This is a genomic window from Sulfuritalea sp. (genome assembly GCF_031426875.1).
Taxonomy (GTDB): Bacteria; Pseudomonadota; Gammaproteobacteria; order Burkholderiales; family Rhodocyclaceae; genus Sulfuritalea.
The window spans coordinates 68,062-81,935 of the sequence record NZ_JASJPC010000019.1; the positions used below are offsets into that span (position 1 = coordinate 68,062).

A 13,874-nucleotide genomic window follows, 5' to 3' on the forward strand; every position below is an offset into this window, starting at 1 on the left:
GGGCTGCCCGGCGGCAGGCCGTGAAAGGCATAGGCGCCATCGTCATCGGCGACGAGATTACGCGCGGCAAGCGCCCCGACAAGCATTTTCCCAAGCTCATCGAAATTCTCGCCGCGCGCGGTCTGGTGCTGGACTGGACGCTCTACATCGGCGACGACCGCGAACGCCTGACCGAGACCCTGCGCCGCACGCTGGCCAGCGAGGACATCGTGTTCAGCTTCGGCGGCATCGGCAACACGCCGGACGACCATACCCGGCAGGCCGCCGCCGCCGCGGCGGGCGTCGAACTGGTGCTGCATCCGGATGCCGAACGCGAGATCCGGGCGCGTTTCGCCGAGCTCAAGTTCGAGCTGACCGACATGCAACTCGCGCTGGGCAATTTCCCGCGCGGCAGCCGCATCATTCCCAATCCCTTCAACCGCATTCCGGGTTTTACACTGGGCCAGCACCATTTCGTGCCCGGTTTCCCGCAGATGGCCTGGCCGATGGTGGAGTGGGTGCTCGACAGTTTCTACTCCTGGCGCTTCCATGCGCATCCCAGCGACGAAGCGGCGCTGCTGGTGTGGAAGGGCAGCGAAGGCGCGCTGATTCCCCTGATGCGGCGCGTCGAAGCCGAGTTTTCCGGCGTCAAGGTGTTCAGCCTGCCCTTCCTCGGCTCCAAGGAAGTTCAGCGGCATATCGAGCTCGGCGTGCGCGGCCTTCCCGACCAGGTGCCGGCCGCCATGGCGGCACTGCGGCACGGCGTCGAGGAATTAGGTTACGCCTATGACGAAAAATGACGCTGCCGCAAGGGCGGCGTTTTTTTGCGGCCGTTGCGCTTTGTGATCTATGCTACGAATCTCATAGTGAGCAATCAGCAGGAAGGATCATGATCGATAGCATGGATCGCGAGTATCTCCAGCGGGCGAAGCTGTTCGCCAATGTCGGACTGGAAAGCGTCGAGCATTTGTTTGAGGGCTGTCGGCGGATGAAGCTGGAACGCGGTGATCGCCTGCTGCAACCCGGCGTGGCCAACAGCCACCTGTACCTGATTTTCGACGGCGAGCTGCGCGTCTATCTGGAGGATCGCAGCATGCCGGAGCAGGCGGTCCTCGGCGCCGGCGATTGCGTCGGCGAAATGTCGCTGCTCGACGGCCAGGCCGCCTCGGCCCTGGTGCTGGCGGCGCGCGACAGCGAACTCCTGGCGATTCCGCACGACGTGCTCTGGTCGCTGGTGGATTGCTCCCACGGCGTCGCGCGCAACCTGCTGGCGATCATGGCCGGCCGCATGCGCGAAAGCAATCAGTCGCTGGTGAGCTTGCAGACCCGCAGCCTCGAATTCGAACAGGCGGCCAGCGTCGATGCCCTGACCGGAATCTACAACCGGCACTGGCTGCTGGACGCCTTTCCGCGCGCCATCGCCCGTTGCGAGCGGGATGGCGCGCCGCTGTGCCTGGTGATGGCCGATATCGACCTGTTCAAGCATTTCAACGAACGCTTCGGCTATCTCTCCGGCGACGCCCTGCTGCGCCGCATGGCGCGCCGCCTGGCCGACGGCCTGCGTGCGCAGGACCTGATCGCCCGCTACGGCGGCGAGGAATTCCTGATCCTGTTGCCGCACACCAGCCTCGACGAGGCACTGCCGATTGCCGGGCGCCTGCGCGAACTGGTGGCCATCGGTTGCGGGTTGCCGACGGGCGAAGGTGTCACGCTGAGTTGCGGCGTGGCCCCGATGCTCGGCGGCGAATCGCTGGAGGCACTGATCGCCCGCGCCGACGCAGCATTGAAGCGCGCCAAGGAAAACGGCCGCGACCGGGTGGAAGTCGCGGTCTAACGCAATTGCTGTAGGGCCGGCTTCAGCCGGCCAAGGTTGGATGGCCTTGTAGGGCCGACTTCAGTCGGCCAGGGGGGATGGCGGACTGAAGTCCGCCCTACGTTCCGCCCTACGTTCCGCCGCCCGATTCGCTCGCTAGCCGGTCCCGCCCACCGTCAGTCCGTCGATGCGCACCGTCGGCTGGCCGACGCCGACGGGCACGCTCTGGCCTTCCTTGCCGCAGGTGCCGACGCCCGAATCGAGCGCCATGTCGTTGCCGATCATGGCGACGCGCATCATGGCTTCGGGACCGCTGCCGATCAGCGTGGCGCCCTTGACCGGCGCGGTGATCCTGCCGTTTTCGATCAGATAGGCCTCGGCGGTCGAGAAGACGAACTTGCCGCTGGTGATGTCGACCTGGCCGCCGCCGAAGTTGGCCGCATAGAGACCCTTCTTCACCGACTTGATGATTTCCTGCGGATCGTGGTTGCCGTTGAGCATGGTGGTATTGGTCATGCGCGGCAGCGGCAGGTGGGCGAAGGATTCGCGGCGGCCGTTGCCGGTCGGTGCGACATTCATCAGCCGCGCGTTCAGCGTGTCCTGCAGGTAGCCGACCAGGATGCCGTCTTCGATCAGCACCGTGCGCTGCGTCGGGTTGCCTTCGTCGTCGATGGTCAGCGAACCGCGGCGGTCGGCGATGGTGCCGTCATCGACCACGGTGACGCCCTTGGCCGCCACACGCTGGCCGATGCGTCCGGCGAAGGTCGAGCTGCCCTTGCGGTTGAAGTCGCCTTCGAGGCCGTGGCCGACCGCTTCATGCAGCAGGATGCCGGGCCAGCCCGGGCCCAGCACCACGGTCATTTCGCCGGCCGGGGCGGGCTTGGCCGCCAGGTTGACGCTGGCCTGGTGCACCGCCCGCTCGGCATAGTCCAGCAACACGGCGTCGCTGAAATAGGCGTAATCGAAGCGTCCGCCGCCGCCGGCGGAACCCTGCTCGCGCCTGCGTCCGGTGCCAACCCCGTCTTCCATGATCACGGAAATCGAAATGCGCACCAGCGGCCGCACGTCGGCCGCCATGTGGCCATCGGAGCGGGCCACCAGCACCACTTCCCAGGTGCCGGCGACGCTGGCCATGACTTCCCTGACGCGCGGGTCGGCGGCGCGCGCCATGGCTTCGAGCCGCTCCAGCAGTTTGACCTTGGCGGCGTCGTCGAGCGATGCGATCGGATCGTTGCCGGCATACAGCGCTGCCGGCTGCTTGCGGCGCTTGAGCAGCGGCGCCAGGCGCTGGGCGCCGGCCGCGGCGATCGCCCGGGTGGTGCCGGCGGCGGCCTGCAGCGCGGCCATGCTGATGTCGTCGGAATAGGCGAAGGCGGTCTTCTCGCCCGACAGCGCGCGCACGCCGACGCCCTGTTCGATGTTGAAGCTGCCCGACTTGACGATGCCCTCTTCGAGGCTCCAGGCCTCCGAACGCGCGTACTGGAAATACAGGTCGGCGTAATCGACGTGATTGCCGAACAGCTGGCCGAAGACCCGTTCCAACTGATGCGGCGCCAGTCCGTGGGGCTTGAGCAGGGTCTGTTCGGCGATTTCGAAGAGGGGGATGGGGCTGGCGGGAGCGTTCATGGCTGTCCTTGACTAATTGTTCAGAAAATCTTTTTTGCCGCAGAGGACACCGAGATCACAGGAAGAAAAACTCGCGGTGAGCTTGGCCTTTCTGTGTTCTCTGTGATCTCTGTGGCTAGTTGGTTTTGCGGATCGTCACAGTATGCGGTGTTTCAGGGCGGGCAGGCTGGTCCTGGTTTCGACCAGGCGCTGGCGGTCGAGTTCAGCGATGACTAGCCCTTCGCCCTTGTCCATGCGCGCCAGGACTTCGCCCCAGGGGTCGATGACCATGCTGTTGCCGTGGGTCATGCGCCCGTTCGGATGGCGGCCGCCCTGTGCTGCGGCCAGGACGTAACACTGGTTCTCGATGGCGCGGGCGCGCAGCAGGATTTCCCAGTGTGCGCGGCCGGTGGTTTCGGTGAAGGCGGCGGGCAGCACCAGCAGGTCCAATTCACCCAGAGCGCGGAACAGCTCGGGAAAACGCAGGTCGTAGCAGATGGCGACGCCGACGCGTCCGAGCGGGGAGTCGAAGCTCACCACCTGGTCGCCGCGTTCGATGGTGGCGGCTTCGTCGTAGGCCTCGTCGTCCTTCCTGAAATTGAACAAGTGGATCTTGTCGTAGCGCGCCACGCGCTCACCCTGCGGGTCGTACACCAGGCAGCTGTTGCGCAGCTTGGCCGGGTCGTCCGCGCGCAGCGGAATCGAGCCGCCGACCAGCCAAACGCCGTGGCGGCGGGCCGTCGCGGCGAGGAAGTCCTGCATCGGGCCGGCGCCATCAGTTTCGCGTGCCGCGAGCCGGTCGGCATCGGTGGCGCCGATCAGCGGAAAGTATTCGGGCAGCGCCACCAACTGCGCGCCCGCCGCGGCGGCCTCGGCGATCAGGCGGCCGGCGGTTTCCAGATTGGGCGCTACGTCCGGCCCTGAAATCATTTGTACGGCGGCGATCTTCATGGCCTGCCGCCGGGCCGCCCCAGGGCAGCCACTCCAAGACGCTGCGAGCGCAGCGATCCATAGCCACCCCTTTGCCTGGCAAAGGGGGTGGGGGATAAGTCGTTCATTTGTTCTCCTCCGTGGCTTTCTGCGCTCCCAGCTTTTCGACCTTGGGGTCGGCCCAGTTGCCGGTCACCGCGTATTCGAAGGCAAAGGCCTGGTCCAGAGGGTCCCGGAAAATCTTCTGCGCGGCCCAGACCACCGCGCCGGCGACCGGGTTGGCGATCATGGCGCCGACCGCAAGCGATTCTCCCACGGCGGGTTGCACGCGGACCTTGAGGTTCTGCGTCTCGGCGCCGAGGCTGACCGTGCCGTTCATCAGCACCTTGGCCGAGGGGCCCTTGATCTCCAGGTCCTTGGTTTCCATCACCCCGCGGTTCACCGCGAAATTGCCGGAGATATTGTCGAAGGCGAAACCTTCGCTGAAGACGTCGCGGAAATCCAGCGTGATGCGTCGCGGCAGGGATTGCAGGCTGAGGATGCCGAGCAGGCGGCCGACACCCGGTTCCAGCTTGACGAACTGGCCGTTGGCGGCATCGAGGCTGAGCTTGCCGCTGAGACTCGGATAGTCGATGGTGAAGGGCGAGCCGCTCCATGCCAGATTGCCGGCGAGGTTGGCGCTGCCGCGGCGCACCGAGTCGGGGTAGCCGATGCGCGCCAGCATCTTCTCGACACTCTTGGCGCCGAGCTTGAATTCGACATGGGTGGCGGCCGGGGTCGGGCTGGGGCGCCAGCGACCGCTGGCGTCCAGCGTGCCGTCGTCGTTCCTCATCTCGATCCGCGTGTTCCAGGAGCCGTCGACGTTCTCCGCCGCTATGCGCACGGTACCCAGCGCGCGGTCCTTGTAGGAAAGCTGGTCGACCGTGATGTCGAGCGCGGGAATCTGCTCGATGACTTCGCTGGCCTTGGCCTGGAGGACTTCCGGCGAGGCGACGACGGCCGGGATCGAAAACTGGGCGATGCGGCCGGACAGCTTGCCGCCGCCGGCGCTGTTCCATTCGAAGTTGCCGGCCAGCTCGCGGCTTTTCATGTCGAAACGCGTGCTGGTGCTCGCCTCCGGCCGGCTGCCGCTGATGCGTACCTCGTGAAAGTGTTTGTCGTGCAGGCTCAGGTCGGCCGTGCGCAGGTCGAACTGTACCGTGGGCAGCGGCAGCGGCTTTCCGTCTTTGCCGTTGTCATTGGCCGGCCTGGCCAGCAGGCCGCGCCAGAAATCGGCATCGATGTGCGGCAGATTGGCCGCCAGCATCAGGTTGCGTTCCGGCATGGCGGCGCTGACATCGCCGACCGCCAGCAAGCCGCGCGTGACTGCCGCCGGCGTGACATCGTGACGGCGCACCAACTGCAGGCGCAGCACGCGGCCGAGGCTGATGTCGAGCATGTCCTGGGTCGTTGTGCTTCTTGCCGCCGTAGCGCCAGCGCCAACTCTTGCGGCGCCGCGCGCCGCAGGCTCGGGCGGCGGCTTGCGTTCGAAGCTGAAGGCCAGCGCGTCGGTGGCTGGCTTGTTGAAGGGCGCGGGCAGGCTCGACGAAAGGCCGATCAGGTTGGATGTCAGCCTGACTTCCGCCGCGTTCTTCCTGACCTGCACGTTGGCGGCCCATTTCACGCTGCCCGCCAGATGGTCGAACACGGGTTGCGGGAACTCGCGGCGCAGCGTGGCGACGGCGGTTTCGCCGGCGGCATTGACCTGGACATTGCCGTCGCCGGCCGTCTTCACGTCGACCGTCAAGGGCGAACCGAGCAGCGTGCCGCGGATGCCGCGCGCTTCGAGATGGTCGGCGGAAAAGCGCAGGTTGCCGCGCACTTCGGCCAGCGGCGGCAGATCGTTATCCACGGTGAGGCGGTTGCCGTCGAAGCGATAGCTGCCGTCGACCTTGGACTGCGACAGGCGGCGCAGCGGCAGGCTGAGCTTGAGGTCGAGTTCGCCGCGGCCTTCCGCCCGCATCTCCTCGGTGAAATGGTCGATGCGTTCGCCGACCGGGCTGGCTTCGATGAAGCGCAGGAAATCCGCGGTCGGCCCGGCGGCCTTGCCGCTCACCGTGAGCAGCTCCTCGGCCTGCTCGATATCGGCAATCTCGGCGCGCACCTCGCGCAGGTCGACGCCGAAGATGCGGCCCTTCTTGCCGGTGATCAGCATGCGCTGGCCGGCGAACAGCAGTTCGCCTTCGATGTCGTTGATCTCCGGCCAGCTGTCGGCATAGCGCAGCGTCGCGTCGCGGAACTTGCCGCGCACTTCGAACACGCCGCCCAGGCCGTCGCGGTAAGGAAACCGGCGCAGGTCGCCGCGCAGCTTGAGCGTGGTTTCGCTGGCCTTGCCGCCGATGATCGCGACGCGCAGCCATTCGCGGACGTTCTTGCCCACCGCCAGCGGCATGTAGCGCCAGACCGAAGCGCCGCTGCCGCGCGTGAGCCGGGCGTCGAGATCGAGCTGGCCGGGGCCCGCGTCCAGCGCGCGCCAGTTGCCGCTGGCTTCACCGGCGGCATCCTTGTTGTGGAACGAGGCCTTCTGCAGCTTCACCTGCAGGCCATCGGCGGCGGCCTTCCAGTCGAGCTCGGCGGCGAAGGCTTCGAGTTCCAGCCTCGGTTCGGCGAATACGGTGGGCAGTTCGAAGGCGGCGCGCTGGCCGTCGAGCTTGAAGGTGCCGCCGCTCTGGTTGCCATCGACGCGGCCGTTGATCCCGGCGATGCCCGGCACCGGCCCCAGGGCAGTGAGCCCGAGGCCTTCGAAGCGGCCCTTGACGCTCCATTTTTCGAGCGTTCCGGCGCTCTCGGGTGCGCCTTTCCAGTCCAGTTTGAGGTCGAAGACCCGGCCGCGCGGTGCGTGGCGGGCCAGCCGGGCGCGGCTCTCGTCGTCCAGCGGCAGGTGGGCGGCCAGGCGCGCCAGGACGTCGAGGTCGAGGCCGTTGGCCGTCGCCGAACCCTGGGCCGCACGGTTGGCGGCGGCACCCTGCCACGCGAGTTTCAGGTCGGTCGGCGCCAGCGCAAGGCCGTCCCGGGTGGCCAGCGTCAGATGCTTCAATTCGGCCTCGAAGCCCGTATCGAGGCGATGCCCGGCCACGCGCCCTTCGAGTTGCAGCAGATCGAGTTCGGGCAGGTCGGGTCGCAGTTGCAGGCGCACGTCGGCCAGGCGCACGTCGGCGGTGGTCGACACTAGGCGCTGGTCGGCAATGCCCAGCCATAGCCGCAGGGCGCCGCTGCCTTGCGGCACGGCCACCGGGTAATCGACCCAGGCGCGCCAGCCGGCGAGGTCGGCGTAGTCCAGCTCGGCATACACCTCGCCCTTCCAGGCCTGCCACTGGTCGAGGTCCTGCCCCTTGAAATCGCCGCGGATGTCGATGCGTGCCGCCAGGTGGCGCGGCGGCTCGGCGGTAAGGCCGAAGCGATGGCGGCTGCCGCTGTTGTCGAGCTGGAAGTCGAGATGCTTGAGTTCCAGCGGCGCCGCGTTGCGCAGTTCGTCCTGCCAGGCGATGCTGGCGTCGCGCACGACGATGCGCTGCTGCGCCAGCAACCAGTCGGCAAAGCCGGCCTGCTGGTCCGCCTGGGGCGTGATTTCGAGTCCGGCGGCGAACAGGCGGCCCTCGCGATCGCGGCGCAGCACCAGGCTCGGCGTTTTGAGTTCGAGCCGGGCCAGGCGCAACTGGAAATGCCACAGCGAACTCCAGGACAGCTCGGCCTCGACCTGGTCGAAAGCCAGGGCGGCGCGTCCCTCGGCATCGCGGATTTCGAAGCCGCCGAGCTTCAGTGCGGGGTGCAGGCCGGCCCAGTGCGCCTCGATGCGGCCTATGCCGACCGGCCGATTGACGGCCGAACTGATCATCTGCTCGACATCGCCGCGATAGTTTTCGATCTGCGGCAGGATCGCGTAGCGCAAGGCCAGCAGCATCAGGCCGAAGGCAAAGTAGGCGATCGTGATTGCCCACAGCGAGGCGCGCAACAGGGTTCCCAGCCACCGATTGGCTTGCGCCAACCGGCGCAGACGGGAACCGAGGTGAGATCTGATCCGGGAAATGATGGGCGTCGAGGCTCGCGGTGGGGACATGAAGGGGAGGTGCCTTGGCCCACGCTAAAATGATGGGCTACAACAGCGCTTTAGCCGCAAATTCTAACCGATGCCCTCCCTCGCCGATATCGTCGAAACATCCCGTTACCTTGAGCGATTGTTGGCCGCCAGGCCGGCGCTGGCGGCCGAAGTCGAGGCTTCCCTGGAGCAGCCCGTCACCGCCGCCGAGCTTGCGGCCTGGCTCTCCGCGCAGCCGCTGGGCGAGGACAAGCTGAAGCCGGTGCTGCGCCAGCTCAAGCAGCGCGCCTACGCCCGCATTGCCGCGCGCGATCTGGCGGGCCTGGCGCCCCTGGCCGAAGTCACCGAATGCATGACCCAGATCGCCGAACTGGCGGTGAGCAAGGCGGTCGAGGTGCTCGGCCGCGGCCTGATCGAGCGCTACGGTGCGCCGCGCGGCGCCGACGGACGACTGCAGGAACTGATCGTGGTCGGCATGGGCAAGCTCGGCGGGCGCGAACTGAACGTCTCTTCCGACATCGACCTGATTTTCGTGTACCCCGAAGACGGTGAGACCGACGCCGTCAATGCAAGTTCGCGTTCCATTTCCAACTTCGAGTTCTTCACCCGCCTCGGCCGCGGCCTGATCAACGCCATCGCCGAAATCACCGGCGACGGCCAGGTGTTCCGCGTCGACATGCGGCTGCGGCCCAACGGCGAATCGGGGCCGCTGGTGTGCTCCTTCGACATGCTGGAAAACTACTTCATCACCCAGGGCCGCGAATGGGAGCGCTATGCCTGGATCAAGGCGCGGCCGCTGACGGGCAGCCGCCACGATGAGCTGGAGAAAGTCCGCCAGCCTTTCGTGTTCCGCAAGTATTTCGATTTCGGCGCGATCAACGCCATGCGCGGCCTGCACGCCCAGATCCGCCGCGAAGTGGCGAAGAAGGACATGGCGGACAACGTCAAGCTGGGCCCCGGCGGCATCCGCGAAATCGAATTCATCGCCCAGGTGTTTCAGCTGATCCGCGGCGGGCGCGACACGCCCTTGCAGATCAAGCCGACCCAGCAGGTGCTGAAGCTGCTCGCCGAGCGCGGCACCCTGCATGCCGATGCCGCCGCCGAACTGGCGTCCGCCTACAACTTCCTGCGCCGCCTCGAACATCGCCTGCAATATCTCGACGATGCCCAGACCCACAGCCTGCCGCCGGGCACCGAGGACCGCCGCCGCGTGGCCCGGGCCATGGGCTTCGGCAGCTATGAAGCCCTGCTGGAGGAACTCGACGACCATCGCGCCACGGTGTCGCGCCACTTCGAGCAGGTGTTCGCCGACCCGAACCACGGCGAGCATGCGCTGGCGGGTCTCTGGCAGGATGCCGGCGGCGACGATCAGGAGGAAAAATTCGAGCGCCTCGGTTACCGCAACCCGCCGGCCGCCGCGCAACGCATCGCGGCGCTGCGCGCGGGGCCGCTCTACCAGCAGATGTCGCAGGACATCCGCAGCCGTTTCGATGTCCTGGTGCCGCGCCTGATCGAGGCCGCGGCCGAGCTGCCGAATCCCGACGAGACCCTGTCGCGCGGCGTCGATCTGCTCGAATCGATCTCGCGCCGCGCCGCCTATCTGGCGCTGCTGCAGCAGTACCCGCAGGCCTTGCAGAAGGTCGCGCAATTGCTCAGCAGCTCCAGCTGGGCGGCCAACTACCTGCAGCGCCATCCGATCCTGCTCGACGAACTGCTCGACCCGCGCCTGCTCGACGCCGTCTCCGACTGGGCTGCGTTCCGCAGCCAGCTCACGGCGCGGCTGGAGGAACTGGAGCCCGACACCGAGCAGCAGATGGACAGCCTGCGCGAGGCGCACCACGCCCAGGTGTTCCGCCTGCTGACGCAGGACGTCGCCGGCCTGCTGACGGTGGAAAAGCTCGCCGACCACCTCTCGGAACTGGCCGACATTCTGCTCGCCGCGGCGATTCAGCGCGCCTGGCTGAAAATGCCCAAGCGCCACTGCGAGACGCCGAAGTTCGCCGTCATCAGCTACGGCAAGCTGGGCGGCAAGGAACTCGGCTACGCCTCCGATCTCGACCTGGTATTTCTCTTCGACGATCCCGCCCCCGAGGCCGGCGAAAATTACGCGCGGCTCGGCACCCGGCTGAACACCTGGCTGTCGGCGCAGACCTCGGCCGGGCAACTGTTTGAGACCGACCTGCGGCTGCGGCCCAACGGCGATTCCGGCCTGCTGGTCAGTTCCATGGCGGCCTTCCGCCAATACCAGCTCGAATCGGCCTGGGTCTGGGAACACCAGGCCCTGACCCGCGCCCGCTTTTCGGCCGGCGACCGCGCCGTGGGCGAGGCCTTCGAGCGCATCCGCTGCGAAGTGCTGCGCCAAAAGCGCGATCTCGCCAAACTGCGCGAGGAAGTGCTGGCAATGCGGCAGAAGATGGTCGACGCGCACGGCACCAAGGGCGACCAGCGCGAGTACGTCTTCGATCTCAAGCACGATCCCGGCGGCCTGGTCGATGTCGAATTCATGGTCCAGTACCTGGTGCTCGGCTACTCCCATCTCCACCCCGAACTGACCGGCAACCTCGGCAATATCGCGCTGCTGAAGATCGCCGCCGGCCTGGGCCTGATCCCCGCCGAGCTGGCCGACCAGGTGCGCAACGCCTACCGCGATTACCGCCGCATGCAGCACGAACTGCGTCTCAACGCTGCGCGCGCAAGGGTTGCGCCCGACCTGGTGCAGCAGCGTGTCGATGCGGTGCGCGAATTGTGGCGGGTCGTGTTCGATAGTGGGCAACGCTGATTCAAGTCGGTGCAAATCCTCGGAGCTGATCGTTGAACGCAGTTGAACGACAGCGGTAATCGGCTTACACTGACGTTATTCGAACCTCAGGAGGCCGCCATGACTACCATGATTCTTTCGGGCAAGCGACAAGTGGTGTTGCCCGCCGAGCTCTGCCGGCAGGTCTCGCTGGCGCCGGGTGCCCGTGTTCGTGTCGAGCTGGCACCGAATGGCGACGGAATTCTCGTGCGCGCCGACAGTGCAGGGGAGAGAAAGCCGGCAGCAGTCCTGTTTGACCGGGTTGCCCGTCGCGGCAAGCCGCTGGCGGTCGAAGACTTGCAGGGGCTGGCGGTGGCGAAGAAGCAAGGCAAGCCATGATCGCCCTGGACACCAATGTCCTTGCCCGCGCCATTGCGAACGAAATCGATGCCGACGCGGCGACCAAGGCACAAAGAAAGCGCGCCCAGGCGCTGCTGTCGTCGGGCCAGCAACTCTTCGTGCCGGTGACAGTGATCGAGGAACTCGAATGGGTGCTGCGCGGAGCCTACGACATGTCGCCGGACGATATCGCCGCCGTGTTCGAGGACATGCTCTCGGTCGAGAACCTGACCGTCGACCGTGCCGCCGCCGTGGGTCAGGCGCTTGCCTGGTATCGCCAGGGACTGGATTTCTCCGATGCCTTGCACCTGGCCCAGTCCGGTCTGTGCAACGGCCTCGCCACCTTCGATGCGCGCTTTGCCAAGACTGCGCGCCGTCTCGGCCTGACGCCTCAGGTGTCGGCGCCGGGCTAAGGTTCCGACTGGGAGTCGCAAAAAGTCGGCGTTGGTGGGACGGCGATCGATGTTGGGGGAAAGGTAATGCGACACCGACCACATTGACCACAAATCGAACAGTTCGTCGAGGACGTCAAGGCGCAGAAAGTCGGTGTTGGCGGGATGGTGATAGCATGCGATCAACCTCAATCATGACTACACCCCTCTCAATAATTCTCGCGCGAGGATACTTTCCCAAGGAGTTGCCTCCGCCATTCAACACGAAGTCGTTCGGCGCATTCGCGGATACGGCGCCGGCGGTGCTGTATCTGGACATCACCAAGAAGGGAAGCAAGTCCAACCTGACGACATTGCCGGCGATTCATAACCAAGCCCGGTCTGGAACCCTGCGAAGAAAGCTGACCATACCCAATCCGGTAAGCCAATATCAGATTGCTCGCGCTGTCGCCGAAGGATGGGGGACGCTGAAGTCCGCGTGCGCGGTGTCGCCGATTTCGCTGACAACGCCGCGATACCTTAAGCATGGCCTTCGCGCCATCAATACACGCTACGCGTTCGATGCAATGCCCGTGGCGCGGGCGCGCTCCCGAGTGGCGTCCCGATACCTGCTCACCACTGATCTGAGTCAGTTCTATCCCAGCATTTATACGCATTCGATTCCTTGGGCGCTGCATACGAAGAGCGTGGCAAAAGCCAGACAGAACGACTACACCCTGCTTGGAAATGTTTTGGACTTGGCGACACGGAACGGCCAGGACAAGCAGACAGTCGGTATCCCCATCGGGCCGGATACGTCCCTCGTGATTGCCGAGGCTATTCTTTCATCCGTGGATGCCAAGCTCGGCGGGGCAATTGCGAAACGAGGATTTCGCTATATCGATGATATTGGCTGCGGCTTTCGGACGATTGCCGAAGCGGAGGAAACATTGGGGCAATTGCAGCATTTGATCGGCGACCTTCAGCTTCAATTGAACCCGAGGAAGACCCGGATTACTGAACTCCCTTCGGAGCTTGAGGCATCTTGGGTTCCGCACCTCCGATTATTTGCTTTCCGTGTATTGTCTGCCAGCACCCAGCAAACGGATCTGCTGAGTTATTTTGGGAGGGCTTTCGAGCTGGCCGCGAGTAATCGGGAAGAGGCCATTCTTCGTTATTCGGTCCAGCGCATGCGGTCGGTGAATATTTTCGAGACGAACTGGGCGCTCTACGAAAGCTTGTTGCTTCAGTGCCTGTCCGTTGAGCCTGGAACTGCGCCGGCAGTGATTGGCGAGCTTTACAAATATCACCTACGCATGCCGCTTGATTTGTCCCGAATCGCCGAATCCCTGCAGCAACTGATTGAGCATCACGCGCCACTACATCATGGCAGTGAAGTGGTCTGGGGGCTATGGGGCGCGATTTGCCTTGACTGCAAACTTGACGCCAAGACCGTGGAGCAGTCCCTGTTGGCATCCGACCCCTGCGTGGCTCTCTGCGCCTTGCACGCGATATCGAAAGGGCTTGTTCTCGGGCCGGTGGATGTCTCAGGTCTTGCGGCGCTGATGCATGAAGGGGAGTTGGTCGAGAGCCAATGGCTTCTCGCTTATGAGTCCAACGTGAAGGGTTGGCTTCCAAATCTCGGCGGAATCGACTTTGTAGCCGCCAGCAAGCATTTCAGCCCGATGAAAGCGGCTGGCGTTTCGTTTTACGACGAAGCCGCTTCCCTTCCGATAACCGTCAAGCCGGTCGTTCCCAAAGACTATGGTAATGCGGACGACGATTTCGATCTTGAGCTGGAACACTTGCTTGGGGATGTTTCCGGATAATCCCATTGGCGTCAGCATGATTTGATTCTAGGCGCGGCCCAGGAAAAGGAGCCAGGATCGCAGTTACTTGGAGGATGTCGAGCAGCAATGCAGCGTAGCTCCGTGACCGATACCTCAATGCGTTTGAATCTACCCG

Annotated in this window: 9 protein-coding genes; 6 read left to right on the forward strand and 3 right to left on the reverse strand. The window is 65.3% G+C overall.

Annotation, left to right across the window (positions count from 1 at the left end):
• Window positions 1-20: 20 nt before the first annotated feature.
• Both RMO95_RS08660 and RMO95_RS08665 read left to right on the forward strand, forming a co-directional pair.
• Window positions 21-779: a competence/damage-inducible protein A gene (locus RMO95_RS08660; protein ID WP_310450214.1), complete on the forward strand. Its 759-nt coding sequence runs from the start codon at window positions 21-23 to the stop codon at window positions 777-779.
• 89 nt (window positions 780-868) lie between these two features.
• Window positions 869-1,813: a GGDEF domain-containing protein gene (locus RMO95_RS08665; protein WP_310450215.1), complete on the forward strand. Its 945-nt coding sequence runs from the start codon at window positions 869-871 to the stop codon at window positions 1,811-1,813.
• Between the two features lie 135 nt (window positions 1,814-1,948).
• On the opposite strand, the gene tldD is transcribed toward RMO95_RS08665, so the two are convergent.
• The 3 genes from tldD to RMO95_RS08680 all read right to left on the reverse strand — a co-directional run bounded on the left by tldD (window position 1,949) and on the right by RMO95_RS08680 (window position 8,423).
• Window positions 1,949-3,418, reverse strand: a complete 1,470-nt coding sequence (tldD, locus tag RMO95_RS08670) for a metalloprotease TldD (protein ID WP_310450216.1) — start codon at window positions 3,416-3,418, stop codon at window positions 1,949-1,951.
• Window positions 3,419-3,553: 135 nt separating this feature from the next.
• On the reverse strand, window positions 3,554-4,348 hold the full coding sequence (locus RMO95_RS08675) for a carbon-nitrogen hydrolase family protein (protein ID WP_310450217.1): 795 nt from the start codon (window positions 4,346-4,348) through the stop codon (window positions 3,554-3,556).
• Between the two features lie 103 nt (window positions 4,349-4,451).
• Window positions 4,452-8,423 carry a YhdP family protein gene (locus RMO95_RS08680; RefSeq protein WP_310450218.1) on the reverse strand — a complete coding sequence of 1,324 codons (3,972 nt, stop codon included), beginning with the start codon at window positions 8,421-8,423 and terminating at the stop codon, window positions 4,452-4,454.
• Between the two features lie 70 nt (window positions 8,424-8,493).
• Between RMO95_RS08680 and glnE the strand changes: the two genes are divergently transcribed.
• The 4 genes from glnE to RMO95_RS08700 all read left to right on the forward strand — a co-directional run bounded on the left by glnE (window position 8,494) and on the right by RMO95_RS08700 (window position 13,738).
• Window positions 8,494-11,181: a bifunctional [glutamate--ammonia ligase]-adenylyl-L-tyrosine phosphorylase/[glutamate--ammonia-ligase] adenylyltransferase gene (gene glnE, locus RMO95_RS08685; protein WP_310450219.1), complete on the forward strand. Its 2,688-nt coding sequence runs from the start codon at window positions 8,494-8,496 to the stop codon at window positions 11,179-11,181.
• Window positions 11,182-11,280: 99 nt separating this feature from the next.
• On the forward strand, window positions 11,281-11,538 hold the full coding sequence (locus RMO95_RS08690) for an AbrB/MazE/SpoVT family DNA-binding domain-containing protein (protein ID WP_310450220.1): 258 nt from the start codon (window positions 11,281-11,283) through the stop codon (window positions 11,536-11,538).
• Complete coding sequence (locus RMO95_RS08695) at window positions 11,535-11,951, forward strand: type II toxin-antitoxin system VapC family toxin (protein WP_310450221.1); 417 nt, start codon at window positions 11,535-11,537, stop codon at window positions 11,949-11,951. The genes RMO95_RS08690 and RMO95_RS08695 overlap by 4 nt, the downstream gene beginning before the upstream one ends.
• 173 nt (window positions 11,952-12,124) lie before the next feature.
• Window positions 12,125-13,738: an RNA-directed DNA polymerase gene (locus RMO95_RS08700; protein ID WP_310450222.1), complete on the forward strand. Its 1,614-nt coding sequence runs from the start codon at window positions 12,125-12,127 to the stop codon at window positions 13,736-13,738.
• Window positions 13,739-13,874 lie beyond the last annotated feature (136 nt).